Genomic DNA, 23,010 nt, shown 5'->3' on the forward strand with positions numbered 1-23,010 from the left:
TGACGGGGCCCGGGATGCGCTGTCCGTCCTGTCATGATCAGGACACCCGCGTGGTGGATTCGCGGGTGGCCGGCCCGGAGCAGGAACAGATCCGGCGCCGGCGGCAGTGCCGTGCCTGTGGTGCGCGCTTTACCACCTTCGAGCGGGCGGAGTTCAGCCTGCCGCGGGTGGTCAAGCGTTCCGGTGAACGGGTCGCCTTCGACGAGGAAAAGCTGCGCAGCGGTCTGCGCCGAGCACTGCACAAGCGCCCGGTGAAGACCGATGATGTCGAGCGCGTGATCGACGACATCAAGCGCCAGCTTTCGGCCGTCACGGCCCCCGAGGTGAAGTCCGACCGCATCGGCGAAATGGTGCTGGCGGCCTTGCACGGGCTGGACCATGTGGCCTATATCCGTTTTGCCTCTATCTATCTCAGCTTCGCCAGTGTGCAGTCCTTCCGTGAGGCGATCGAACGGCTGGAGGATGACCTCAGCCCGGAGATGCGCCGTTCGCAGATGCGCCTGATCGACGAGGAGGCGACCGGAAACGCCCCGGAATCCGCGGCGGACGGGCGGGCTACCCCGGCGACGGACAGCGGCTCGCAGGAGGGGATGTAATGGAAGCGCCGACGACCGAGCAGGTCATTGCCGACCGCCGGCACATGGCGCGCGCCCTGAAACTGGCGGACTACGGCCGCTTCACCGCGGATCCGAATCCGCGGGTGGGCTGCGTCATCGTGCGCGACGGCCGGGAGGTAGGCGCGGGCCTGCACTGGAAGGCCGGCGAGGTGCATGCCGAGGTGAACGCGCTGCAAGCGGCCGGTGAGGCCGTGCAAGGCGCGACCGCCTACGTGACCCTGGAGCCCTGCAGTCATCAGGGCCGCACCCCGCCGTGTACCGATGCGCTGATCCGGGCGGGCGTCGCGCGGGTCGTGATCGCGATGCTGGATCCGAACCCACAGGTATGCGGGGGCGGGATCGATGCCTTGCAGGCGGCCGGTATCCGGGTCGACAGCGGCGTGCTGGAGGCCGAGGCACGGGCGCTGAACCCCGGCTTCGTGCAGCGCATGGAGCAGGGGCGCCCCTGGGTGCGGGTCAAGCTGGCTGCGAGCCTGGACGGGCGGACGGCCATGGCCTCCGGCGAGTCGCAGTGGATTACCGGCGAGGCGGCGCGGCGCGACGTGCAACTGTGGCGGGCGCGGGCCGGGGCGATCGTCACCGGCAGTGGCACCGTGGTCGGCGATGACCCGCGCCTGAATGTGCGCATGAAGCCGTTTGATCTGGCTGCCCATGCCGGCTTCCCGGATCACCCGCGTTATCACGATCTGCCGACCCGGCAGCCACTGCGCGTCATCCTCGATGCGCGCCTGCGCACGCCCCCGGGCTCGCAGATCCTGCGTGACGGGCCGGTCTGGATCCTCACCAGTCCCGATGTGGTGGGCTCGCCTGCGGCGGATGCCCTGCGCGGCAAGGGTGCCGAGGTGCGGGCCGTGCCGCTGGCGGAGGAATCTGCCGAGGGCGGGCTTGATCTGGGTGCGGTGCTTACGGAGCTGGGACGGGCAGAGGTCAACGAGCTCCACGTGGAATCCGGACCCGGCCTGGCCGGTGCGCTCGCCCGCGGTGGCTGGGTCGACGAGTGGCTGATCTACCAGGCGCCGTTGCTGATGGGCTCCAGCGCCCGTCCCCTGGTGGAGTGGCCACTGGCCCGCATGGCCGAACGCGCCGAACTCGAAGTCATCGACACCCGCTGGGTCGGCGATACCCTGCGTCTGCTTGCCCGTCCGCGTTCGTAAGGGCTTGTTTGCATCACGAAGCGCACGACGACAGGAAGAGCGGGCAGGGCAAGTAGCAAGAGCGATCGATAGGAAGACGGGGAGGATGATGGAGCTCGAGGCGCGGCAATCCAACGCCTCGGCTCTGGATAAACCATAGGGCCCCCTGTTCGGCTTCGTTCTAAGCGCCTTTCGATCTGCAATCGCCATTGACCTGCTTCGTGGCTTCGTGGGCTTCGTGATGGCCCTTGAAGGACTTGCGAGGACCGGCGTTGCCACTATAAACGCCCGGGTCGTGGTGCGAATTCATTAGCGTTTCCCTATGATGGGGCGCCTGTGGCCCGGCATTGTGCTCCGGACCCGACCGAACGAGTGGACATCCATGTTTACCGGAATCATCGAGACCCTTGGCAGCCTGGAGCGCCTCACCCCCAGCGGGGGCGATGTGCGCTTGCACGTCAATGCGACCGGGATGGACCTGTCGGATACCCGCCTGGGGGATTCCATCGCGGTCAACGGCGTCTGCCTGACGGTGACCGATCTGCCGGGTAATGGCTTTGCCGCCGATGTCTCGCGGGAGTCGCTGGATGTCACCACGCTGGGCCATCTCGGTCCGGGGGATCGGGTGAATCTCGAACGCGCGCTGGCGCTGGGTGATCGCCTGGGCGGGCACATGGTGTCCGGGCATGTCGACGGTGTAGGCGAAGTCGTGGCGATGGAGCCCGATGCGCGTTCCACCCGCGTGCGTTTTCGCGCGCCGGCCCCGCTGGCCCGCTACATCGCGGCCAAGGGCTCGATCACCATCGACGGTACCAGTCTGACGGTGAACCGGGTGGACGGCGCCGAGTTCGAGGTGAACATCATCCCGCATACCTGGTCGCTGACCCGGTTCGCCGTGTACGCGGTGGGCACACCGGTCAACCTGGAGGTGGACCTGATCGCCCGCTATCTGGAACGCCTGATGCTGGGCGATCGAGCGGCCGAGCCGGGTACCCAGGCGGGCGATCTGTCCGAGGCCTGGCTGGCCGAGCAGGGCTTTCCCAATCACTCCGGTTCGCGCGACTAACTGCGCGGCCGAAAGCAGGAATCTATGGAATTTTCCAATACCGAAACCATCCTGGAAGAGCTTCAGGCCGGACGCATGGTGGTCATCGTCGATGACGAGGATCGCGAGAACGAAGGCGATCTGCTGATGCTCGCCTCGCACGCGCGCCCGGAAGACATCAACTTCATGGCCAAGTACGGCCGGGGGCTGATCTGCCTGACGCTGACCCGCGAGCGCTGCAAGCAGCTGGCGCTGCCGTTGATGGTGACCGACACCAACGACGTGCACGGCACCAACTTCACGCTGTCGATCGAGGCGGCCGAGGGCGTGACCACCGGCATCTCCGCCTACGATCGCGCGCACACCATCCGCACCGCCGTGGCGCCCAATGCGACGCCCGAGGACATCGTCCAGCCGGGCCACGTGTTCCCGCTGATGGCGCAGCCGGGCGGGGTGATCGTGCGGGCCGGGCATACCGAGGCCGGCTGTGATCTCGCGCGCCTGGCCGGGGCCGAGCCGGCCGCGGTGATCGTCGAGATCCTGAACGAGGACGGCAGCATGGCGCGGCGTTCGGATCTCGAACGCTTCTGCGCCGAGCATGACCTGAAGATGGGCACCATCGAGGATCTGATCCGCTACCGCATCGAGAACGAGAAGACGGTCCGGCGGGTGTCCGAGCGTCCGTTCCCGACCGAGCATGGCGAGTTTCGCCTGCTGGCGTTCGAGGACGAAGTGGACCACGAACTGCATTTTGCCCTGGTGCGTGGCGAGCCAAAGCCGGACCAGGACACCCTGGTGCGCGTGCATCTGGAGAGCACGCTGTGCGATACCCTCGGTTATGCCGGTCCGGATCGTGGCTGGCCGCTGGATGATGCCCTGCGCCGGATCGACGAGGCGGGCGCGGGTGTGGTGGTAGTGCTGCGCAAGCACGAGAGTGGCAACGCCCTGGCCCAGCGGCTGGAGAATATCGGTCAGCCCGCGCCGGAGGAACGCAGCGGGCGCGAGAACTCCGCCGAATGGCGCATGTACGGGATCGGCGCACAGATTCTCGCCGACTGCGGCGTCGGGCGCATGAAGCTGATGTCCGCGCCGAAGCGCTTCCACGGCCTCGGGGGTTTCGGCCTGGAGGTGGTGGACTACGTCCACGAGTAGACCGACGGCGGTGCTACACTAGCGCCATTCGAAAACGGGGCCCGCGGGTCCTTCATCAGCCCAACCGGAAGTTCATCATGTCCGAGATCAAGACCCTGGAAGGCGTATTCACCGACGCCGCCGACCACCGCTATGGCCTGCTGCTGGCGCGCTTCAACAGCCTGATCGTCGAACGCCTGCTGGAAGGGGCCGTGGATACCCTGAAGCGTCACGGGGTGCAGGAGACGAACCTGACCATCGCCCGTGTGCCGGGTGCCTATGAACTGCCGCTGGCGGCGCAGGCCATGGCGCGTTCCGGGCAGTACGACGGCGTGATCGCCCTGGGTTGCGTGATCCGTGGTTCGACGCCGCATTTCGATTACGTCGCGGGCGAGGCGGCCAAGGGTCTGGCGCAGGTGCAGATGGCGGAGGACCTGCCGATCAGCTTCGGCGTGCTGACCACCGACTCCATCGAGCAGGCGATCGAGCGCGCCGGCACCAAGGCCGGCAACAAGGGCGCCGATGCCGCCATGGGCGCGATCGAGATGGTCAGCCTGATGCGCCAGCTGCGCGGCTGATCCCGCACTGCCTACCCAGTGTTATCCGTCCACCCGAACAGGCTTGTCGTGACTGAACCCTCTGATCCCCGCCCCGAAGGTAGTGCCCCGCGCAAGGATGCCGATGCCGGCAAGTCCGCTCGGGCCCGGCGCCCGCGCAGCACGCCCGAGCAGCGGGCGCGGCATGCGCGTTCCTTCGCGCGCCGGCGCGCGATGCAGGCGCTTTATTCCTGGCAGATCACGGGCGCCCACCCGAAGGACATCCTGGCCGAGTTCCGCGACGATGAGGAACACGCCAAGGCGGATGCCGAGTACTTCCGTGAACTCCTGATCGGCGTGACCGGCGACCGCGAGGCCCTGGATGCCCGCATGGAGCCGTACCTCGGCCGCCCGCTGGATCAGCTCGATCCGGTGGAGCACGCCCTGCTGTGGTTGGGCCAATGGGAGTTGGTCGAACGCATGGAGGTGCCCTACCGGGTGGTGATCAACGAGGCCGTCGATCTGGCCAAGCGCTATGGCGCCGAGCAGTCGCATCGCTACATCAACGGCGTGCTGGACCGGCTCTCCGCCGACCTGCGCGGCCCCGAGCGCTCCACCCCGCGCTGACCCCGGGCGGGTCAGCACCACGGCCATGGCCGGCCCCGATTCCGAATTCGATCTGATCCAGCGCTATTTCGGCACGCCGAGCGCGGGCGCGGTTGCCGATGGCGTGCGTCTGGGCATCGGAGACGATGCCGCCCTGCTGGCCGTGCGTAGCGGCCACGAATTGGTCGTCACCGTTGATACCCTGGTCGAGGGCACCCACTTCTTTCCTGATCACCCGCCGGCAAGCGCCGGCCACAAGGCCCTGGCCTCCAATCTCAGTGACCTGGCCGCGATGGGGGCCGAGCCGTTGGGCGCGGTGCTGTCGCTGACCCTGCCGCGTGTGGATCATGACTGGCTGGCGGGCTTCAGCCACGGCTTTCTGGCGCTGGCCGAGGAGGTCGGGATCCCGCTGGTGGGCGGGGATACCAACCGGGGTCCGCTGGCGATCAGCGTGACGGTCCTGGGCGAGGTGCCCGCCGGCCAGGCGCTGCGCCGCGAAGGTGCCCGGCCTGGCGATCGCCTGGTGGTTTCCGGTGCGCTGGGCGGAGCGGCCTGCGGTTTGGCCCACGAGACGCAGCGGCGTGCAGAGGGGAGTCCCGTAGACGCCTCGAGCCCCGCCTGCGCCCGGCTGTTCTGGCCCGCGGCGCGCCTGAGTCTGGGCCGTGGTCTGCGCAACCGCGCACGGGCCGCCATCGATATCTCCGACGGCCTGCTGGCGGACCTGGGCCATCTGTGTGCCGCCTCGGGTTGCGGTGCGCGAGTCGACTGGCCCAGCGTCCCGCGCGACCCGCTGCTGGCGGAGGTGTCCGAGCAGCAGGCTCGCTCCTGCGCACTGGGCGGTGGCGAGGACTACGAGCTGCTGTTCGCCCTCCCGCCGGGGGAGTCGCTGGACCTGCTCGCGTTCAGCGTGGACGTCCCGCTGACTGTGATCGGCGAGTGCACCGAGGGTGCGGAGGTGGTGGTGGAGGACGCAAACGGGCAACGGCTGGACGTGGCGCGGGCGGGCCACGATCATTTCGCGAACACAGAATAAAGAATAGGGACAGGGGAGCCATGTCGGAGCAGAAGATCCGTAATCCGAAGATGCCATCGGTGAAGACCGTGTTCGGCGATCCCATTCACCTGTTGGCGTTCGGCTTCGGCAGTGGCCTGTCGCGCTGGGCACCGGGTACCACCGGCTCGCTGGGTGCACTGGTGCTGTACTTCGCGATCATGAATTTCCCGGAGTGGGCCTACCTTGCGATCACCGTGGTCGTGGTGATGGCCGGCTTCCACATCTGTGGCGAAAGTGCGCGCAAGCTGGGCGTGCACGATCATCCCGGCATCGTCTGGGACGAATGGGCCGGCATGCTCATCACGCTGGCGTTTGCCCCGGCGGGGCTGATGTGGGTGGTCGTCGGCTTCCTGCTGTTCCGGGTGTTCGACATCCTCAAGCCCTGGCCGGCGAACTACTTCGACGAAAAGTGGCACGACGGCCACGGGATCATGATGGACGACGTCGTGGCGGGCCTGTACGCCGGCTTCGCGCTGGTGATCCTGGGTGGGCTGTTCCAACAGCTGGTGGTCGAGGCTTAAGGAGCGCTGAAACGTGTTTCCCTGGACGCGATGGACTTGGCAGAGTCACATGCTGCCGGGAACCATGGGTACGCGCGGACGCCTCAGGGGCGGGCAATGACGCAAGGAGTGAGTGGCATGAAGTCCCTCTTTCGTTCCCTGACGCAGGTTGCGGTCATGGGCGCCATTCTGGCGTTCGGTGGCGCGCAGGCTCAGCCGTCGGGCGGACCGCCGCCCGGGTCTCCGGGCGCCAGTGGCGACACGCCCGCGGCGGGCAATGGGCCGCCCGGGCATGGTGGGACCCCGCCGGGGCAGCGCCGCGGCGACTCGCGTCCCGATCAGCGCCTGGATCTCCCGCGGGCGCCCGGTTCATCCTCGGCGCCGACTCCGGACGATCCGCCGCTGCCGGACCCGTCCGACCCTCCGAAACCGCCGACGCCACCGGCACCGAACCTGCCAGGGCTTTGATCAGTCTTCAATCCGCACTTCCCTGGCGCGGGCGCCACGCGGCGGGTGAGGCGGGAGCCATCAGGACGGCATAGGCAGCCGTTGCCACGATGACGCCCAGCAGAGGAGGTACCACGGGTGCGTAGTACGCCGCGGCGGATCCCGCCGCGTACGCCAGCAGGCCGGGCCAGTGGAACCCGGGCAGGCGGGCCGAGCCCAGGCGGGGGTATTGCCCGCGATGGCGCAGCCAGAAGTCGGCGACGATCACGCCACCGAGCGGCGGGATGAAGGTCCCCAGCAGGATCAGGAACGGCACCAGATAGTCATGCATCCCGGCGACCGCGAGGGCCGTCCCGATCGCGGCCCCGAGCACGGTGACCAGCCGCCGGCGCTGGGTGCGCAGCAGATTGCAGCCGGCCACGCCGAAGTTGTAGATGGTGTTGTCCTGGGTGCTCCAGATGTTCAGCAGGAGCATCAGTACCGTGATCGTCACGAAGCCCTGCGCCAGCATGACGTGGACGATGTCGGCCTCGTGGTAGATCAGGGCGCCGAGCGCGCCGGTCAGCACCATTAATCCGTTCCCGAGCACGAAGGCCGCCAGGGTCGCGATGACCGCAATGCGCGGGGTGCGGGCGAAGCGGGTCCAGTTGGTGGCGAGGGTTGCACCGCCAACAAAGGTGCCGATCACGATGGTGAGGGCGGCGTGGAAATCCATCTCGGTGCGCGGGTCCTGACCAAGCAGGCCGCCGGGGCCGCCGGCGTCGCCGATCCCGATGAACAGCGTGAACAGGATGAACAGGAGCATGACCGGTACCGCGACGCGGGAAAGCCAGTCGAGACCGCGATAGCCGATCATCGCGGTGATGCAGAAGGCGAACCCGAATAGCACCATCAGCCCGACTTCCATTGGTTCCGGCAGTGCGGTGGTCTCGACCAGGATGATCGCGACGGTGGCCGTGCCCCAGGCGTACCAGCCGATCTGGGTGAACGCGAGGATGACGTCGGAGAGTTTGCTGCCCCATTCCCCGAAGCAGAAACGCCCCATCAGGACCGTGTGCAGTCCGCTCTTGCAGCCGATGTAGGCGAGCGTGGCCGCGTAGGTCCCCAGTAGCAGGTTGCCCAGTGCGATCACCAGCATCAGCTCGCCGAAGCTGAACGCCAGGCCCAGCGACCCGCCGGCCCACAGGGTCGAGGTAAAGAAGGTGAACCCGAACAGCACCACGGCCATGGACCAGAAGCCCTTGCGGGCATGGTCCGGTACTTCGCTTAGGGGGTGGTCGTTGTGATTCACGCGCACGGCCGGTCGGAAGACCGCACGAGTGTACCGGCCACAGGGTTACCGTGCCGCGTGTCCGAGCTCGCGCATCTTCTTCAGCCAGCGTTCGCGGGCGGCGGCATCACCGCCGTTCTGCCCGATCAGGGTGTGGCGGATCGGGCCGAAGCCGCAGAAGCGGAAGATGTTGCGTTCCAGGCTCTTCAGGCTGTGGGCGCCATAGAACCAGCGGTAGGCCAGCGCCGGCATGCCCATGGTGACCACGATGCGTACCGAGCGGCCCTTGAGGCGCGTGTGGCGCACGCGGTTCATGTCGCCATCGCCGACGAATGCCGGGCGCAGGGTCTGTTCCAGGAAGCCCTTGACCAGGGCCGGCATATCGCCCAGCCAGAGGGGATAGATCAGGACGATGTGGTGGGCGACCTCGATCAGTTCCTGCGCCTCGAGGATCGCGGGCGGAACGGTCTCGTCGACAAACTCGGCCTGGTTCTTCAGCAGTGGAAAGTCACGGTGGGCAATCGTCAGGGTGTCCACCGCGACGCCGGCTTTCTCGGCCCCTTCGCGGTAGGCATCGGCCAGCGCGTGGTCGAGGTGGCCTTCGGCCGGGTCGGGGTGTCCCTGAAGGATAAGGATCCGCGTCATGCAGCTGTCCTCGTGCCGGGAAGACTTCTCTTCAAGCCTAGATTAGATGACGGGGCTTGTTGCGACGCAATGGTTTTCTGCCGGGCGGGTCTCGCCTACGATTAGGGTGCGAGTTGCAGCGCATTGCGGCTTCAGCACACGGAGGCGAGATGGCATTCGATCCGGTTGTACTGTTCTTCCTGCTGGGCGCCATTGCGGGCCTCGCCAAGTCGGATCTGAAGATCCCGATGGCGATCTACGAGGCGCTTTCGATCTATCTGTTGCTGGCGATTGGCCTGATGGGCGGGGTCAAGCTGGCCGAGAGCGAGCTGTTGCCCTTGCTGCTGCCGGGGTTGGCGGTGCTGGCGGTAGGTTCGTTGATCCCGCTGATCGCGTTCCCGGTTCTGCGCTGGGTGGGGCGCATGCCGCGGGCGGACTCGGCCTCGATCGCGGCGCACTATGGCTCGGTCTCGGTGGTGACCTTCTCGGTCGCCGTGGCCCTGCTGGCTTCGCGCGGGATCGATTACGAAGGTCACATGGTGGTCTTCCTGGTGCTGCTGGAGATGCCGGCCCTGATCATCGGCATCCTGCTGGCGCGCATGGGCAGCAAGGGCCCGACGCGCTGGGGCAAGACCATGCACGAAGTGTTTTTCGGCAAGAGTATCTTCCTGCTGGCCGGCGGCCTGGTGATCGGTTTCATCGCGGGTCCCGTGCACATCGAGCCGCTGGAGCCGATGTTCTTCGACCTGTTCAAGGGCGTGCTTGCGCTGTTCCTGCTGGAGATGGGGCTGGTCGCCTCCAGTCGCATCGCCGACGTGCGCCAGTACGGCTTCTTCCTGGTGACCTTCGCGATCGTGATGCCGATCGTCTCGGCCGTGCTGGGTACGCTGCTGGGGTATGCGCTGGGCATGTCGATGGGCGGTACGCTGTTGCTGGCGACCCTCTATGCGAGTGCCTCCTACATCGCCGCACCGGCGGCCATGCGTATCGCGGTGCCCCAGGCCAATCCGGCGCTTTCGATTGGCGCCTCGCTTGGGGTCACGTTCCCGTTCAATATCTTCCTGGGTGTACCGCTCTATTTCTGGATGGCCCAGACCCTTTATTCGCTGGGAGGCTAGCGCGATGGAATCCGATGACATGCATCTGCTGACGGTGGTGGCTGAGGCGATCCTGGAGGAGATGCTGATCGACGAGGTGCGCGGCATGGGTGCGGCCGGCTACACGGTGACTGACGCGCGCGGCTGGGGCCGGCATGGCAAGCGCCGGGGCAACTGGCGCCAGGGTGGCAATATCAAGGTCGAGGTGGTGGCTTCGGCCGAGTTGTGCGATCGCATCGCAGCCCGGTTCAAGGAACAGTACGAGGCGGACTATGGTTTGTTGATGTTCACCGTCCCGGTGGCGTTGAAGAATTAGGGACGCACCGGGTCCGGGGAATCGAGTTTCCATGGAGTGAAGTGTTTCGCGGAATTTCCGGGAACTCGACTGTCACCCTTGGGGGGCGCGGGGTCTGGCTGCTATCAAGGGAGCCTGAATGAACGGCGTTACAGCCCGCAGGAGGCTCCCAATGACGAGATTTCGTAGCACGGCCCTGGCCATCGCGCTGGGTTCACTGTTTGCCGCCAGTTCGGCATACGCGCAGGCCCCGCAACATGGGGACCCACAGGGCGGAATGGGCCAGGGTATGCCGCCCGCCGAACAGGGTGCCCCGCCGGCCGGTGGTCAGCAGGTCCCGGGCCAGGGCGGCATGCCGCGCGGCCAGGGTCAGGAGCGTGGGCAGGGCATGCCTCAGGGGCAGCCGCCGGAGCAGCCCGGCCAGCGCAGGCAGGGGCAACAAGCTCCCGGGCAGATGGAGCGCGGTGGCCAGCCGGCACCGGGGCAAAGCGGAGCGCCGACTCCGCCCCAGGGGCAGGGCCAGCCGCCTGAGGGACAGGGTCAACCTCAAGGGCAGGGGCAGCCCCAGGATGCGCCCCCGCTGGGACAGCAGCGCCAGCCCCGGGGCGAGGATGCACCGCCGCTGGGCGAGGGAACACCGACGCGACCGGGTACCGGAACCCAGCCAGCCGATCCGGCAGACCCCGCCCAGCCAGCTGCCCCCTCGGCAACGGATAACCTTCCGCCCCTCGATTGATCCGACTCTCGCGGCCGCTGCTGGCCTGCCGCGCGGGCGGGCTGGTCAGGTCCGGGCGAGGATGCGGTAGGGCCCGGGATGGCCGTCTTTTCCCGACTCGACCAGCGCAATCGTGTCCGCCAGCCAGCGCAGGGGCGGTTCGATGCGTTCGGTGTCGGGCGGCGCGGCGTGGCGTCGCAGGGACACGTGGGGTCGGAAGGGACGCGGCGGACCGAGATCGATACCGCAGTCGTTGCACAGGGCATGTGCCTGCTCGGCGAGGTCGGCCAGTGCGGCGGGCGGCTCGGCAGGAGCGGCCCAGGTGATGCGCGGCCCGGTGAAGTGACCCAGATGGTCCAGCGTCAGGTCGATCGGCGCGCAGGCGAGTTCCGTGATGCGCCCGGCCAGACAGTCGGCCTGTCCGACCGGGATCGTTCCGGCGAAGGCCAGCGTCAGGTGCAGGTGATCGCGCGGGACCGGTCGGCCGGGGCCGTCGAGTGCCTGGCCGAGGCGGGCTAGTGTGGCGCGTGTGGGGTCGTCGGGCCACAGGGCCAGAAAGACCCGCCGGGCTGCGGGGGATGCGGCCACCGATTCAGCCGCGCGGGCGGGGGAGATTCTCACGCTGACGGCGTTCCCACAGGGTCTTGCGGCTGATGCCGAGGGCCCGGGCCAGCTCGGTCTCGGTCATGCTGCCCTGGTTTTCCTGCACGAAGTGCCGGAAATACTCGTTCAGGCTCGAGCCCTTGCCCTTGCGGGTCGGAAACGCGGGGTTGGGGATCTCGTCGTCCCGGGCCGGAGTGCCCGTCGAGAGTCCCATGTGGTCCGCTTCGATGCAGCCATCCGGGCTCAGTACCCACCCGCGTTCCAGGGCGTTCGCCAGCTCGCGCACGTTGCCGGGCCAATCTTGCGACTCCAGGGCTTGCCGTGCCGCGTGTGACAGTTGTGGCACTGGCCCCGAACCGGCCAGTGCCTCGAGGAAATGCCGTGCCAGGGGGATGATGTCCTCGCGCCGTTCGCGCAGGGGCGGGATGGACAATTCCAGGACCCGCAGGCGGTAGTAGAGGTCGGCACGAAAGGCCTGTTCCGCGATCATGGCCTCGAGGTCGCGGTGGGTGGCCGCTAGCAGGCGCACATCCACCTTCAGGTTCTCGTTGGACCCGACCGGGCGGAGCTCGCCATCCTGCAGGACCCGTAGCAGGCGGGCCTGGGCCGCAGGCGCCAGTTCGCCGATCTCGTCCAGGAACAGCGTGCCGCCGTGGGCGCTCTGGATCAGGCCGGTGCGCGCCTTGACCGCACCGGTGTAGGCACCCTGGGCGTGACCGAACAGCTCGGCCTCGACCAGACCCTCGGGGATGGTGGCGCAGTTGACCGCGACGAACGGGCCGCTGGCGCGCGGGCTCAGTTCGTGCAGGGCGCGCGCGGCCAGCTCCTTGCCGGTACCGGACTCGCCGCGCAGCAATACCGTGGAGTGGGTCATGGCCACACGCCGGATCTGATCACGCAATTGCTGCATGGCCTGGCTCTCGCCGATGAGGCCCAGTCCGGGGCGCGGAGCGGAATCGGTTCCCTCGTCGTCGGGTTCGTCGGTGTTGGGGCGGTCGCGCTCGCGCAGGGCGGCGCGCAGGGTCAGCAGCAGGGCGTCGTGGTCGAAAGGCTTGGCGATGTAGTCGGCGGCGCCTTCCTTCATCGCGTTGACCGCGGAGGGCACCGACGCATAGCTGGTCATGATGACCGTGGGCGTGTGGGCGAATTCCGGCAGCAGCTCGATCCCTTCGCCATCCGGCAGGCGCAGATCCACCAGTTGCAGATCGTAGGGATCGGCGGCTGCCAGCGCCCGCGCCTCGGCCAGGTTTTCGGCCACGCCGACCTCGAAGCCGTGGTGCTCCAGGAATCGGCGCACGGCGCGGCGGATCGGGGCTTCGTCGTCAACCAGGAGGATGCGGGTCATGAGTCTTGGCGGCTAGGGAAACACTGATCAATGAACGCGTTCGCGCTCGAGTCGCTTTTGCGTGCGAACAAGGCGCGATGACTGCCGTGCAGTCATTCTGCACAAGGGAGCCGCAACGCTGTGCGCGCGCCCGTTTTTGATAACAACGGGCGGCCGAGCCTCTGCTTTCAATAACTTGCGGGGTTGGCACCCAAGGTTCCCCGATCCTGCGTTGCGCCGCTTACAGGTAGAACCACTACCTGTTGCACGACGCGCCTTGTCTCGGAAAACCTGGGGTACCAACGCGAACGTGTTCATTGATCAGTGTTTCCCTAGTGTCAGCAGGAATCGGGCACCGCCCTCGGGGCGGTTGGCGGCCATCAGGGTACCACCGTGGTCGCGCACGATGCTGTAGGCCACCGGCAGGCCCAGGCCGGTGCCTTGGCCCGCCGGCTTGGTGGTGAAGAACGGCTCGAACAGGCGTTCCAGGCTGGATTCGTCGATTCCGGGGCCGGCGTCGTCGATGGTGATCTGGACATGCCGTCCGTGGAGCCGGGCCGCGATGGCGACGGTGGCGTTTTCGGGCGAGGCCTGCTCGGCGTTGGTCAGCAGGTTGATGAACACCTGCAACAGCGTGGCATGCGAGCCGCGGACGTGCAGCCCCGCGAGGCCCGAAGTCGTGAATTGCAGGTCGTTGCGCCCGGCCAGGCGCATCAGGCGGATGGCCTCGGCCACGAGCTCGTCCAGTGCGATGGTCTCGAAATGTCCGGCCGATGGGCCTTCGTCGGCGTGGGCAAAGGTGATCAGCGACTGCACGATGGCGTTGATGCGTCGCGTCTGAGCGAGGATGTCGTCGGCGATGCCGTGGATCTCCTGCGGATCGTCCTCGAGGGGCAGGGTCTGCGCCAGCGAGGCGATACCGGTCAGGGGATTGCCGATCTCGTGCGCGACCCCGGCGGCAAAGCGGCCGATGGAGGCCAGGCGATCGCCGTGGGCGATCTCGGACTCGAGCTGGGCGCGTTCGGTCACGTCCTCGATCAGGACCACGCGGCCTTCCACCTGACCCTGGGCATCCTGCAGTTCGGAGCGGTGCAGGTTCAGGCGGCGGTTGCCGTTGGGCAGATCCACGTTCAGCTTGTACCACTGGCGGTCCGGGCTCTCCAGGAAGGCGGTCAGCAGGCCGCTCCAGGGGCTGTCGAGCTGGCGGATGTTCTGGCCCACGGCGTCTTCCGTGGCGACCTGCGTGAGCTGCGCCAGGGCCTGGTTCCAGCCGGTGATCTCGCCGGTATTGGTGAGGCTGGCTACCCCCAGCGGGAGCTCGTGCAGGATCTGGCGATGAAAGCGGCGCAGGGCGTCCAGCTCGGCCGCCAGGCCGGACAGCGGCAAGGGGCGGGTCTCCAGCTGTTCCTCGATCCGCCGCAGGCTTTCGCTCAGGGTGTGGCGTCCGGCGGCATCCAGGCGCAGGTGCTGGTCGACGATCATGCGAGCCAGTACCGGCCCCAGCAGGCCGGAGAGATTGCGCTCGATCCGTTCGCGGAGGTGGCGCAGATCGCCGCGTGAACGCGTATGGCGGGGCAGGCCGAGATCATCCAGGGCGCGCTGGACCTCGTGGCGCGCCGTGCCCGGGCCCAGGGTGGCCGCAAGTGCGGTCTCCATTTCGGTGACGTCGCCCGCCAGTGGCAGGCCCGCGCCGGTGGCGGTGGATTCGTTAGGGCAGCAGGCCCGGCCGGCCTCGGCCTCCTCGGGGTTCGGCCGGGTCAGCAGCGAGCCGACGACGAACAGGACCGCGTTGACGCCCAGGCTCAGCATCAGCGCGAAGGTCCACGGGTCCAGCATCTCCGCGCGCAAGAGGCGTTGCGGGTCGGGCAGGGCCGTCGCGATCCCGGCATCCGACAGCAAGGGCATGACGAGGGTGAACGCCCAGCCGGCAATCCCGGCCCCCAGGCCCAAGAGAAATCCGACCCGGGTCGCCTGTTTCCACAGCATCAGGCCGATCAGGCCCGGCAGAAGTTGCGCCACCGCGGCAAACGAGATCAGACCCAGCTGCGCGAGGCCCTCGACGACCTGCAGCAGGCCGTAGAAGGCATAGCCGAGCCCGATGATGAACACGATCCAGATGCGCCGCCCCCAAAGCAGGCGGGTGTAGAGGTTGGCGCTGCGCTCCTCCTCGTGCAGTCGGGTCAGTGGCGAGAGGTAGTTGGTGCCCATATGGGCGAGCGCCAGGGTGGTCACGATCATCATCGCACTGGCAGCGGACAACCCACCGATGAAGACCAGCAGGGCGAGGCTGGGCGACTCCAGCAGCCCGGCGATGCCGATGGCGTAATAGTTGGGCGAGATGCCCAGCCCGGCCGCCTCCCCGGCCCAGTAGAGTACCGGCATCGGCAGGTTCAGCAGCAGCAGGAATGCGGGGAACGCCCAGGCCGCGGTGTTCAGTGCCTGCGGGTTGATGTTCTCGGTGAACAGCATGTGGAACTGGCGTGGCAGCAGGAAGGCGGCCGCGAAGGCCAGGATCATCATCGCGAACCAGCCGCCCTGGCGCACCGGCTCGTACAGCGCATCGACCGCCTCGGGATGGGCGGCCAGCCAGTCGTTCAGCCCGCCGAGGCCGCCGAACACGGCGTACAGCGCCACGGCGGCAATCACGAGGATGGCGAGCAGCTTGACGATGGACTCGAAGGCGATGGCCAGCACCAGACCGGCGTGCTTTTCGCGCGGGGCGATGTGGCGGGCGCCGAACAGGATCGCGAACAGCGCGATGGTGCCGCTGAAGGTCAGGGCGAGCAGATGCGGCGGGGTCTCCGCGGTCAGCACGGCGGCGGACTCGGCCACGGCCTTGATCTGTAGCGCGATGTACGGGAGTACCCCGGCGAGCATGAACAGGGCGACCACGGGCCCAGTGAAGCGGCTGCGGTAGCGAAAGGCGAACAGGTCGGCCAGCGAGGTCAGCTGCTGTTCGCGGGTCAGGCGCAGGAGGGGACGCAGCAGCCAGGGGGTGGCGGCGAAGGCCAGGGTCACGCCGAGGTAGATGGTCAGGTACAGGTACCCCTGGTCGGCGAGGAAACCAAGGTTGCCGTAGAAGGTCCAGGACGTTGCGTACACCCCCAGCGACAGGCTGAACACCCAGCCATTGGCCGCCAGTCGGCCTACTCGGGGGACGCGGTCGGCCAGGAACGCAATGCCGAATAGCAGGGCGAGGTAGGCCACCCCGACCGCGTAGATCAGACCCAGGCTAAGGGTCACGGCGCCCGCTCCGGCTCAGTGCCGCGATGGCCACGACGAACAGCGCCCAGGCCGTGAAGGGCCACCACCAGGCAGGACTCAGGTAGGCAACCCAGAGGACCAGCGGGCTCAGAAACAGCAATGCGCCCAGCAGGGCGATCAGGATGGCGCGAGGGGCGTCCATCGTCAGCCTCTCGCAAGCACCTTGCGGTGCGCGGGCGAGCGATCCTGCGGGGCCGTCCGGGTTGGCGCGCGGGTGGAGAGCATGCGGCGAGTCTACACCGCGCGCGCGGCCCCGGGCAGTGCCGCCGGCAATGGCAGGTGGTCGCCGAGGGTGTGTCCCTGCAGGCGCTCCAGGGCTTCGGCCAGCTGGGCCTCCGGTGCGTCGGGTGCCTGGGCGTCGCCCGGGGCCAGGCCGATCACCGTCAGGGTGTCGGCCAGCTGCCGCCGGGCGGTATCCGCGTGGATGCCCTCGGCTCCGGTGGCCTTGGCCAGCTTGTCGCCGCCGGGCGCGACAAGGATCGGGTGGTGGGCATAGGCCGGTGGGGTGGCGCCCAGCGCCTCGTAGAGCTGCATCTGGCGCGGGGTGGAGCCGAGCAGGTCGATCCCGCGCACCACGCGGGTTACGCCCAGGTCCAGGTCGTCCACCACGGTGGCGAGCTGGTAGGCGACGATGCCATCCGCCCGGCGGATCACGAAGTCGCTTCCGAGTGCCTCCAGATCGAAGGCGACCGCACCCAGAAAGCGATCCGCGATCGTCCAGTAGCGGGTGGTCGCGCGGGCACGCACGGCCCGTGGCTCGCGTTCGGGCGGCAGGCCGTGGCGACAGGTCCCTGGATAGATCGGCCCTTCCCAGCCCGGCCGGCCGCGCGCGGCCAGGTCCTTGCGGGTACAGCCGCAGGGGAAAGCCAGGTTCGACGCCAACAGGGTGTCCAGGGCGCGCTGATAGGCGGGACCGCGTTGGCTTTGCCAGGTGACGGGGCCATCCCAGACTAGGGCGAAGGCCTCGAGGGCATGGAAAATGGCATCGGCCGCCCCCGGGCGAACCCGGGGGGCGTCGATATCGTCGATTCGCAGATGCCAGCGGCCGTCGGTACTCCGGGCATCGAGCCAGGAGATGACGGCGGCCAGCAGGGAGCCCGCGTGCAGCGGGCCGGAAGGGGTAGGGGCAAACCGGCCGACATAGCGGTCGGCCCGGGTAATCCGTTCGGGCGTGACCGTCACGGCCCGGCCGGGATCAGGCGCGCTGCTTTTCCTTGATCTCGTCGAGCTGCTTGCAGTCGATGCACATGGTGGCCGTCGGGCGGGCCTCCAGGCGGCGAATGCCGATCTCCACGCCGCAGGTCTCGCAGTAGCCGTAATCGTGGGTGTCGATCTTGCGCAGCGCCTCGTTGATCTTCTTCGACAGCTTGCGTTCGCGGTCGCGGGAGCGCAGTTCCAGGCCGAACTCCTCTTCCTGGGTGGCGCGGTCGGCCGGATCGGCAAAGTTGGACGCGTCCTGGCGCATGTGCCCCACGGTGCGATCGACTTCCTCGGCCAGCTCCTGGCGCCATGCCCGCAGCAGGCTGCGGAAATGCTCGAGCTGATCCGGATTCATGTAATCTTCGTCCGGCTTCGGCTCGTAGGGCGCAATGCCCCCGGCGACCATGTGCTGGGTGGAGGGCTTGTCGGTCTTTTCGTCAGCAGCCATGCGGGCTTTCTCCGGCTGGAAAAATGAGGCGCACTTAGTACCAGAGTCGGGCGGGCCGGGCAAGTCCCGTGCCATGACTGTTGGTGCCTGGTCTCGGTCGGATGCCGGGAATGTGCGGGCTCACGGCCGGTTTTTCAGCGAGATACGGGAAAAGGCGGAAATAACGGGATGACGGAATTGCAGGCGCTGATTTTCGATGTGGACGGCACATTGGCGGACACTGAACGCGACGGTCATCGCGTCGCCTTCAACAAGGCGTTCGCGGACGCGGGCCTGGACTGGGACTGGAGCATCGCGCGCTACGGCGAGTTGCTGCGCGTGACCGGCGGCAAGGAGCGCATCCGCCAGTACCTGTCCGAGGACCATCCCGCGGTCCTGAACGAGCCGGGGATCGATGCACGCATCCGCGAGCTGCATGCGGCCAAGACCCGCCACTACGTGGCCCTGCTGGAGACCGGCGCGATCCCGCTGCGGCCGGGGGTGCGGCGGCTGCTGGACGAGGCGGAGGCCGAGGGTCTGCGCCTGGCGATTGCGACCACTACTACCCCCGAGAACGTCACGGCCCTGCTGGAGGCCACGCTCGGAAGCGAGGGGCCGTACCGCTTCGAGGTGATCTCCGCTGGCGACATCGTGCCGGCCAAGAAGCCGGCTCCGGATATCTTTACCCACGCACTGGAGGCGATGAACCTGCCGGCGGAGGCCTGCCTGGCCCTGGAGGACTCCGACAACGGTGTGCGTTCCGCGCGCGGGGCGGGGCTGGAGGTCGTGGTCACGACGAACGACTACACCCGCGAGCAGGCGTTTGATGGCGCCTTGGCCGTGCTGGACGGGTTCGGTGAGGCGGATCAGCCCGCGACGGTCCTGGCCGGTCCGGCACTGGAAGGCTCGGTGGTGGATATCGCGACCCTGCGCGCCTGGGTCTCCGGGGCGAAGGGATAGCCGGCGCGCCGGCTCAATCGTTTTCGCGCGGCGGCAGGCGCGGGTCCTCGATCTCGGTCCCGTCGAGCATCTGGGTATCCAGCAGGAAGCCGACGGCGGCGTCGCTGACCCCGTTGATCACGAACTGCACGGCCAGGACCGCGAGAATCAGACCGAACACCTTGGTCAGGATGTCCTTGCCGGTATCCCCGAGGAATTTCACCAGATAGCGCGAATGGACCATCGCGTAGTAGCACGCGACCATGCAGGCCAGCACCGCCAGGAACACGAGGACCAGGTGATAGATGGTGGGGGCCTCGCTGGTCAGGATCATGACCGTCGCAATCGCCCCGGGCCCGCTCATGAACGGGATGGCCAGCGGGATGACCGAGATGTCCTCGGTCACCTGCCCCTTGTCGGCCTTCACCTCCTCGGCGGTCTCGCGCTCGCTGGCCGCCTTCTGCCGGATCATGCCGATCGCGATGCCGAACAGGATGATGCCGCCGGCGATGCGGAACGCCGCCAACGTGATCCCGAACAGCTGGAAGATCACCCCGCCCAGCAGTGCAAAGGCGAACAGCAGGGCCGTGGCGACCTTGACCGAGCGCAGGGCGGTGGAGCGGCGCTTCTCCTCGGAGGCGCGCGGCAGCATTGCGGTGAAGATGAACGCGGTCGTCAGTGGATTCACGATGACGAACACCGCGAGGAAAGTGACGATCAGGTATTCGAGCAATACGAGCATGGCTCTAGCTTAGGCAGAATGGGGTGTCGTTGCGAGGTCCTCCGTGGGGGTGCCACTGAGATCGTTCCGCACACCGTCATTGCCAGGGCCCGTGGCGATCGTTCGCCAAGTCCCCGAGTCCTATGGGCCTTCCGGACGGATTGCCGCGTCGCTTCGTTCCTCGCAATGACCCATACGACTACCCGTCATTGCGAGGCCCCGGAGGGGCCGTGGCAATCTCTGGAATGCCGCACGCCGTCGGAATCCGGTAGTTTCAGATGGGGACCGCAACGTCGCTACGCTCCTCGCGATGACGGTGCACTGAAAAACACTGGTCCCTGCGGAGGCTCGCGATGACGGGGCGAGCGTGCATGGGCATGGATCGGGTCCGATCGTTATACTCTGCGCGCATGAAGAAACGCCTGCACCCGGAATCCTTCCCGACCCTCGAGCACTTCGTCGGCAATACGCCGTTGGTGCGCCTGCAGCGCATGGCGGCGGATCTGCCGTCCACCGTGCTGGTCAAGCTCGAGGGCAACAACCCCGCCGGTTCGGTCAAGGACCGGCCCGCGCTGAACATGATCCAGGCAGCCGAGCGCCGCGGCGACATCCAGCCCGGCGATACCCTGATCGAGGCGACCAGCGGCAACACCGGCATCGCGCTGGCGATGGTCGCGGCGATGAAGGGCTATCGCATGATCCTGGTGATGCCGGACAACATGTCGGCCGAGCGCCGCGCCTCGATGAAGGCATTTGGGGCCGAGCTGGTACTGGTCTCGCGCGAGGAGAGCATGGAGGGCGCGCGTGACCTGGCGGATCGCTTAGAGGCCGAGGGCAAGGGCCGGGTGCTGAACCAGTTCGGCAACCCCGACAATCCGGATGCGCACTACATCGGCACCGGGCCGGAGATCTGGCGCGATACCGAGGGCACGGTGACCCACTTCGTCTCCGCGATGGGGACCACCGGCACCATCATGGGCGTGTCGCGCTATCTCAAGGAGCGCGATCCGGAGGTGCAGATCGTCGGCGTGCAGCCGGCCGAGGGGGCATCTATCCCCGGCATCCGGCGCTGGCCGGAGGCCTATCTGCCGACCATCTTCGAGGCCTCGCGGGTGGACCAGACCGTGGATGTGACCCAGGAGGAGGCGGAGGAGACCATGCACCGATTGGCCGTCGAGGAGGGCATCTTCGCCGGGGTCTCTTCCGGTGGTTCGGTGGCCGCGGCGTTGAGACTGGCGGCGCAGACCGACGGTGGGACCTTCGTCGCGATCATCTGTGACCGCGGTGATCGCTACATCTCCACCGGCGTGTTCCCCGCATGAGTGCCCCGGTCCTGATTTTCGATCTCGAGACGGTCCCGGACATCGAGGGCGCCCGCCGTCTGCACGACTTCGAGGGGCTGAGCGATCACGAGGTGGCCGAGGCGCTGTTCGCGCTGCGTCGCGCCCAGACCGGCTCCGAGTTCCTCAAGCATCCGCTGCATCGTATCGTGTCGATCGGCGTGCTCTATCAGGGCGGCGATGCGCTGAAGCTCTCTGCCTTCGGGCGCGAGGGCGAGGACGGTCAGGCGTCGTCCGAGGCCGAACTGCTGCGGCAGTTCTTCGATGTGATCGACAAGCGCACGCCACAGCTCGTTAGCTGGAACGGCGGCGGCTTCGACCTCCCGGTGCTGCATTACCGCGCGCTGGTCAACGGCGTGCAGGCCCCGCGCTACTGGGAGCAGGGCAACGACGACCGCGAGTTTCGCTACAACAACTACCTGTCGCGCTTCCACTGGCGCCACGTGGACCTGATGGACGTGCTGGCGGGCTTCCAGGGCCGCGCGGTCACCAGCCTCGACATGATGGCCAGCCTGCTCGGCTTCCCCGGCAAGCTGGGCATGGATGGCTCGAAGGTCTGGCCGGCCTGGCGCGACGGGCGTCAGGCCGAGATCCACGACTATGTCGAGCACGATGTGCTGAACACCTACCTGGTCTGGCTGCGCTTCGAATACATGCGCGGCAACCTGACCGACGCCGCCCTGGCCAGCCGGCAACAGCAACTGGCCGAGTACCTGGAGGGCAGTGGTGCGGCGCACCACCGTGAGTTCCTCGACGCCTGGCAGCCTGCCGGGACCGACACCTGATGGCACGCATCGACAAGACCCCGTTCGAGGCCCGGATCGAGGAGGTCACCCTGGACGGCCAGGGCGTGATCCGTCGCGAGGGCAAGGCCTGCTTCATCCACGGCGTGCTGAAGGGCGAGCGCGTGATGGCGGTGCAGACCGGGCGCAAGCGCCGTTTTGACACGGCCGAGGTGGTCGACGTACTGGAACCGGCCTCGGGCCGGGTCGAGCCGCCCTGCGAGTTCTTCGGCCTGTGCGGGGGCTGCAAGCTGCAGCACGCCTCGGTCGAGACCCAGCGTGAAATCAAGGAACAGGCCCTGTTCGACGCGCTGGAACGCATCGGCCACGTGACGCCGGAGGCGCGCTTCGAGCCGCTGACCGCCGACACCCTGGGTTATCGCCGCACTGCGCGGCTGGGCGCCAAGCACGTGCCGAAGAAGGGCGGGGTGCTGGTCGGCTTTCGCGAGCGCGGCAGCCCGTATCTCGCCCAGATGACCCACTGCGAGGTGCTGCACCCGGCAGTGGGTGGGCGTATCCAGGCGCTGCGCGAATTGATGGACGGGCTGGAGGCGCGCGACCGCCTGCCGCAGATCGAGGTCGCGGTGGATGACGACGAGCGCGTGGCGTTGATCTTCCGCAACCTCGATCCGCTGTCGGAGGCGGATACCCAGCGCCTGTCCGACTGGGCCGAGGCCGAGGGCATCCAGGTGTATCTGCAGCCGGGCGGGGCGGACACGGTGGAGCCGCTGGCCGGGCCGATCGAGCCGCTGATCTACCGCCATCCGGACTCCGGCGTGTCGGTGCCCTTCATGCCGACCGATTTCATCCAGGTGCACGCACAGATCAACCGCAAGATGGTGCCGCAGGCCCTGGAGGCGCTGGACCTGCAACCGGGACAGCGCGTGCTGGACCTGTTCTGCGGGCTGGGCAACTTTACCCTGCCGCTGGCGCGGACGGTGACCGAGGGTGAAGTGGTCGGTGTCGAGGTGGACGACGCGATGCTTGCGCGGGCGCGCACGAATGCCCGCGACCAGGGTATCGCCAATACCCGCTACGAGCGCGCCGACCTGGACGATGTGGAGGCGCTGAAGAACGCCGCCTGGCTGGGGGAGGACTTCGACCGGGTGCTACTGGATCCGCCGCGCACCGGCGCGGCTGCGGTGATCGAGGCGCTCGCGCCTCAGCGGATCGAACGCCTGGTCTATGTGTCCTGCAACCCGGCCACGCTCGCCCGTGACGCCGAGCGCCTGGTGCATCATCATGGCTATCGTCTGGAGCGGGCGGGGATCATGGACATGTTCCCGCACACTGCGCACGTGGAATCCATGGCCGTGTTCCGGCGCGCCTGACGCGCTTCG

The 23,010-nt window shown here is 67.7% G+C and carries 24 protein-coding genes; 14 read left to right on the forward strand and 10 right to left on the reverse strand.

The window, feature by feature from the left end; genetic code table 11:
* The first annotated feature begins 14 nt into the window (after positions 1 to 14).
* From nrdR to B0684_RS05470, 8 genes are all read left to right on the forward strand, one after another.
* Complete coding sequence (nrdR, locus tag B0684_RS05435) at positions 15 to 596, forward strand: transcriptional regulator NrdR (RefSeq protein ID WP_018650370.1); 582 nt, start codon at positions 15 to 17, stop codon at positions 594 to 596.
* The gene (gene ribD, locus B0684_RS05440) at positions 596 to 1,771 is read left to right on the forward strand and encodes a bifunctional diaminohydroxyphosphoribosylaminopyrimidine deaminase/5-amino-6-(5-phosphoribosylamino)uracil reductase RibD (protein ID WP_018650369.1); all 1,176 of its coding nucleotides are present in this window, start codon (positions 596 to 598) and stop codon (positions 1,769 to 1,771) included. Before nrdR ends, ribD begins: the two co-directional genes overlap by 1 nt.
* A 361-nt stretch (positions 1,772 to 2,132) precedes the next feature.
* Complete coding sequence (locus tag B0684_RS05445) at positions 2,133 to 2,816, forward strand: riboflavin synthase (RefSeq protein WP_018650368.1); 684 nt, start codon at positions 2,133 to 2,135, stop codon at positions 2,814 to 2,816.
* A 24-nt stretch (positions 2,817 to 2,840) separates the two neighbouring features.
* Positions 2,841 to 3,947: a bifunctional 3,4-dihydroxy-2-butanone-4-phosphate synthase/GTP cyclohydrolase II gene (gene ribBA / locus B0684_RS05450; RefSeq protein ID WP_018169399.1), complete on the forward strand. Its 1,107-nt coding sequence runs from the start codon at positions 2,841 to 2,843 to the stop codon at positions 3,945 to 3,947.
* Positions 3,948 to 4,024: 77 nt separating this feature from the next.
* The gene (gene ribH, locus B0684_RS05455; protein WP_018169400.1) at positions 4,025 to 4,504 is read left to right on the forward strand and encodes a 6,7-dimethyl-8-ribityllumazine synthase; all 480 of its coding nucleotides are present in this window, start codon (positions 4,025 to 4,027) and stop codon (positions 4,502 to 4,504) included.
* 48 nt (positions 4,505 to 4,552) lie between these two features.
* Positions 4,553 to 5,089, forward strand: a complete 537-nt coding sequence (nusB, locus tag B0684_RS05460) for a transcription antitermination factor NusB (protein ID WP_018650367.1) — start codon at positions 4,553 to 4,555, stop codon at positions 5,087 to 5,089.
* 25 nt (positions 5,090 to 5,114) lie between these two features.
* The gene (gene thiL, locus B0684_RS05465; RefSeq protein ID WP_018650366.1) at positions 5,115 to 6,101 is read left to right on the forward strand and encodes a thiamine-phosphate kinase; all 987 of its coding nucleotides are present in this window, start codon (positions 5,115 to 5,117) and stop codon (positions 6,099 to 6,101) included.
* A 20-nt stretch (positions 6,102 to 6,121) separates the two neighbouring features.
* The gene (locus B0684_RS05470) at positions 6,122 to 6,643 is read left to right on the forward strand and encodes a phosphatidylglycerophosphatase A family protein (protein WP_018146099.1); all 522 of its coding nucleotides are present in this window, start codon (positions 6,122 to 6,124) and stop codon (positions 6,641 to 6,643) included.
* A 454-nt stretch (positions 6,644 to 7,097) separates the two neighbouring features.
* Here the strand turns inward: B0684_RS05470 and codB are convergent, their stop codons facing one another.
* Positions 7,098 to 8,360 (reverse strand): cytosine permease, encoded by a 1,263-nt coding sequence (gene codB, locus B0684_RS05480; RefSeq protein WP_019568505.1) that lies wholly within the window; start codon positions 8,358 to 8,360, stop codon positions 7,098 to 7,100.
* Between the two features lie 45 nt (positions 8,361 to 8,405).
* Positions 8,406 to 8,984, reverse strand: coding sequence for an NAD(P)H-dependent oxidoreductase (locus B0684_RS05485; RefSeq protein ID WP_018650364.1), 579 nt, complete (start codon positions 8,982 to 8,984; stop codon positions 8,406 to 8,408).
* 149 nt (positions 8,985 to 9,133) lie between these two features.
* On the opposite strand from B0684_RS05485, the gene B0684_RS05490 reads away from it, so the two are divergent.
* Both B0684_RS05490 and B0684_RS05495 read left to right on the forward strand, forming a co-directional pair.
* Positions 9,134 to 10,081 carry a sodium-dependent bicarbonate transport family permease gene (locus B0684_RS05490; RefSeq protein WP_018169409.1) on the forward strand — a complete coding sequence of 316 codons (948 nt, stop codon included), beginning with the start codon at positions 9,134 to 9,136 and terminating at the stop codon, positions 10,079 to 10,081.
* Positions 10,082 to 10,085: 4 nt separating this feature from the next.
* A complete protein-coding gene (locus B0684_RS05495; RefSeq protein WP_018169410.1) occupies positions 10,086 to 10,376 on the forward strand; it encodes a P-II family nitrogen regulator in 291 nt (96 codons plus the stop codon).
* Positions 10,377 to 10,569: 193 nt separating this feature from the next.
* Here the strand turns inward: B0684_RS05495 and B0684_RS05500 are convergent, their stop codons facing one another.
* The 7 genes from B0684_RS05500 to dksA all read right to left on the reverse strand — a co-directional run bounded on the left by B0684_RS05500 (position 10,570) and on the right by dksA (position 17,909).
* The gene (locus B0684_RS05500) at positions 10,570 to 10,794 is read right to left on the reverse strand and encodes a hypothetical protein (RefSeq protein WP_018146094.1); all 225 of its coding nucleotides are present in this window, start codon (positions 10,792 to 10,794) and stop codon (positions 10,570 to 10,572) included.
* Between the two features lie 342 nt (positions 10,795 to 11,136).
* Entirely contained in the window at positions 11,137 to 11,658 is a 522-nt protein-coding gene (gene thpR / locus B0684_RS05510) for an RNA 2',3'-cyclic phosphodiesterase (RefSeq protein ID WP_026313077.1), read from the reverse strand.
* A 4-nt stretch (positions 11,659 to 11,662) separates the two neighbouring features.
* Complete coding sequence (locus tag B0684_RS05515; protein WP_018650362.1) at positions 11,663 to 13,018, reverse strand: sigma-54-dependent transcriptional regulator; 1,356 nt, start codon at positions 13,016 to 13,018, stop codon at positions 11,663 to 11,665.
* Positions 13,019 to 13,318: 300 nt separating this feature from the next.
* Positions 13,319 to 16,240, reverse strand: a complete 2,922-nt coding sequence (locus B0684_RS05525) for an ATP-binding protein (protein WP_018650361.1) — start codon at positions 16,238 to 16,240, stop codon at positions 13,319 to 13,321.
* Positions 16,230 to 16,403 carry a hypothetical protein gene (locus B0684_RS13880; RefSeq protein WP_018146090.1) on the reverse strand — a complete coding sequence of 58 codons (174 nt, stop codon included), beginning with the start codon at positions 16,401 to 16,403 and terminating at the stop codon, positions 16,230 to 16,232. Before B0684_RS13880 ends, B0684_RS05525 begins: the two co-directional genes overlap by 11 nt.
* Before the next feature lie 92 nt (positions 16,404 to 16,495).
* Positions 16,496 to 17,443 carry a tRNA glutamyl-Q(34) synthetase GluQRS gene (gene gluQRS / locus B0684_RS05530; RefSeq protein ID WP_077276988.1) on the reverse strand — a complete coding sequence of 316 codons (948 nt, stop codon included), beginning with the start codon at positions 17,441 to 17,443 and terminating at the stop codon, positions 16,496 to 16,498.
* 13 nt (positions 17,444 to 17,456) lie between these two features.
* Positions 17,457 to 17,909 carry an RNA polymerase-binding protein DksA gene (dksA, locus tag B0684_RS05535; RefSeq protein ID WP_018146088.1) on the reverse strand — a complete coding sequence of 151 codons (453 nt, stop codon included), beginning with the start codon at positions 17,907 to 17,909 and terminating at the stop codon, positions 17,457 to 17,459.
* Positions 17,910 to 18,077: 168 nt separating this feature from the next.
* Between dksA and B0684_RS05540 the strand changes: the two genes are divergently transcribed.
* Complete coding sequence (locus tag B0684_RS05540; RefSeq protein ID WP_018650359.1) at positions 18,078 to 18,848, forward strand: HAD family hydrolase; 771 nt, start codon at positions 18,078 to 18,080, stop codon at positions 18,846 to 18,848.
* A 13-nt stretch (positions 18,849 to 18,861) separates the two neighbouring features.
* Here B0684_RS05540 and B0684_RS05545 read toward each other — a convergent pair whose 3' ends face one another.
* A complete protein-coding gene (locus B0684_RS05545) occupies positions 18,862 to 19,569 on the reverse strand; it encodes a MarC family protein (protein ID WP_018169417.1) in 708 nt (235 codons plus the stop codon).
* Positions 19,570 to 19,958: 389 nt separating this feature from the next.
* On the opposite strand from B0684_RS05545, the gene cysM reads away from it, so the two are divergent.
* The 3 genes from cysM to rlmD are packed head-to-tail and all read left to right on the forward strand — an operon-like array spanning position 19,959 to position 23,001.
* Positions 19,959 to 20,870 carry a cysteine synthase CysM gene (gene cysM, locus B0684_RS05550; RefSeq protein WP_018650358.1) on the forward strand — a complete coding sequence of 304 codons (912 nt, stop codon included), beginning with the start codon at positions 19,959 to 19,961 and terminating at the stop codon, positions 20,868 to 20,870.
* Positions 20,867 to 21,673 carry a 3'-5' exonuclease gene (locus B0684_RS05555; RefSeq protein ID WP_018650357.1) on the forward strand — a complete coding sequence of 269 codons (807 nt, stop codon included), beginning with the start codon at positions 20,867 to 20,869 and terminating at the stop codon, positions 21,671 to 21,673. Before cysM ends, B0684_RS05555 begins: the two co-directional genes overlap by 4 nt.
* Positions 21,673 to 23,001, forward strand: coding sequence for a 23S rRNA (uracil(1939)-C(5))-methyltransferase RlmD (gene rlmD / locus B0684_RS05560; RefSeq protein WP_018650356.1), 1,329 nt, complete (start codon positions 21,673 to 21,675; stop codon positions 22,999 to 23,001). The genes B0684_RS05555 and rlmD overlap by 1 nt, the downstream gene beginning before the upstream one ends.
* Positions 23,002 to 23,010: the final 9 nt, after the last annotated feature.

Source organism: Thioalkalivibrio versutus (genome assembly GCF_001999325.1).
Classification (GTDB): domain Bacteria; phylum Pseudomonadota; class Gammaproteobacteria; order Ectothiorhodospirales; family Ectothiorhodospiraceae; genus Thioalkalivibrio; species Thioalkalivibrio versutus.

What these genes read in the sequence shown, in the direction of transcription:
- B0684_RS13880 (WP_018146090.1), bottom strand. Translation starts at nt 16,403, where the DNA reads ATGGACGCCCCTCGCGCCATCCTGATCGCCCTGCTGGGCGCATTGCTG.
- cysM (WP_018650358.1), top strand. Translation starts at nt 19,959, where the DNA reads ATGAAGAAACGCCTGCACCCGGAATCCTTCCCGACCCTCGAGCACTTC.
- B0684_RS05515 (WP_018650362.1), bottom strand. Translation starts at nt 13,018, where the DNA reads ATGACCCGCATCCTCCTGGTTGACGACGAAGCCCCGATCCGCCGCGCC.
- thiL (WP_018650366.1), top strand. Translation starts at nt 5,115, where the DNA reads ATGGCCGGCCCCGATTCCGAATTCGATCTGATCCAGCGCTATTTCGGC.
- ribBA (WP_018169399.1), top strand. Translation starts at nt 2,841, where the DNA reads ATGGAATTTTCCAATACCGAAACCATCCTGGAAGAGCTTCAGGCCGGA.
- rlmD (WP_018650356.1), top strand. Translation starts at nt 21,673, where the DNA reads ATGGCACGCATCGACAAGACCCCGTTCGAGGCCCGGATCGAGGAGGTC.
- B0684_RS05485 (WP_018650364.1), bottom strand. Translation starts at nt 8,984, where the DNA reads ATGACGCGGATCCTTATCCTTCAGGGACACCCCGACCCGGCCGAAGGC.
- B0684_RS05445 (WP_018650368.1), top strand. Translation starts at nt 2,133, where the DNA reads ATGTTTACCGGAATCATCGAGACCCTTGGCAGCCTGGAGCGCCTCACC.
- B0684_RS05490 (WP_018169409.1), top strand. Translation starts at nt 9,134, where the DNA reads ATGGCATTCGATCCGGTTGTACTGTTCTTCCTGCTGGGCGCCATTGCG.
- ribD (WP_018650369.1), top strand. Translation starts at nt 596, where the DNA reads ATGGAAGCGCCGACGACCGAGCAGGTCATTGCCGACCGCCGGCACATG.
- B0684_RS05540 (WP_018650359.1), top strand. Translation starts at nt 18,078, where the DNA reads ATGACGGAATTGCAGGCGCTGATTTTCGATGTGGACGGCACATTGGCG.
- B0684_RS05495 (WP_018169410.1), top strand. Translation starts at nt 10,086, where the DNA reads ATGGAATCCGATGACATGCATCTGCTGACGGTGGTGGCTGAGGCGATC.
- B0684_RS05470 (WP_018146099.1), top strand. Translation starts at nt 6,122, where the DNA reads ATGTCGGAGCAGAAGATCCGTAATCCGAAGATGCCATCGGTGAAGACC.
- dksA (WP_018146088.1), bottom strand. Translation starts at nt 17,909, where the DNA reads ATGGCTGCTGACGAAAAGACCGACAAGCCCTCCACCCAGCACATGGTC.
- ribH (WP_018169400.1), top strand. Translation starts at nt 4,025, where the DNA reads ATGTCCGAGATCAAGACCCTGGAAGGCGTATTCACCGACGCCGCCGAC.
- B0684_RS05545 (WP_018169417.1), bottom strand. Translation starts at nt 19,569, where the DNA reads ATGCTCGTATTGCTCGAATACCTGATCGTCACTTTCCTCGCGGTGTTC.
- nrdR (WP_018650370.1), top strand. Translation starts at nt 15, where the DNA reads ATGCGCTGTCCGTCCTGTCATGATCAGGACACCCGCGTGGTGGATTCG.
- B0684_RS05555 (WP_018650357.1), top strand. Translation starts at nt 20,867, where the DNA reads ATGAGTGCCCCGGTCCTGATTTTCGATCTCGAGACGGTCCCGGACATC.